At 69.7% G+C, this 419-nt stretch carries 1 protein-coding gene; it reads right to left on the bottom strand.

The genetic code is table 11. The annotated features are described in order from the left end of the window. A partial coding sequence (locus D7Y13_RS43710; RefSeq protein WP_439329271.1) for a hypothetical protein occupies positions 1-295 on the bottom strand: 295 nt, incomplete at its 3' end. Positions 296-419 lie beyond the last annotated feature (124 nt).

A 419-nucleotide genomic window follows, 5' to 3' on the forward strand; every position in this document is an offset into this window, starting at 1 on the left:
CCGTGACCGTCTGGTACAGCGCGCCGGTCAGGACGGTGATGATGTTGTCGAGGGTCCACTCGGTGATGATCTCGCCCGTGAACGAGTCCACCTGCCAGAACGCCGTGACCAGCAGCAGCACGAGCGCGACGATGTAGACGACGCCGAGCCAGAACAGCGGGGCCGTCAGCAGCAGTGCGAGGCGGGTGCGCGGGTGCGCCGTCAGGAACGATGAGAGCCGGCGCGGCGCCGTGGTGCGCGGCGGCGGAACCGCCCGCGTCGGGCGCTCCTCGGCGGGTGTCACGGTCGCGGTCATGTGTGCTCCGGGTGGAAACCGGGGGCGACGGTTCGGGTCCGCCGCCCCCGGTGTTCGGTGTGGGTCAGCCCTTGATCTCGGACCAGGCTTCGGTCCACTTCGAGTAGTCGACGCACTCGACGTC

It is taken from the genome of Corallococcus praedator (assembly GCF_003612125.1).
In the GTDB taxonomy this organism is placed as follows: domain Bacteria; phylum Myxococcota; class Myxococcia; order Myxococcales; family Myxococcaceae; genus Corallococcus; species Corallococcus praedator.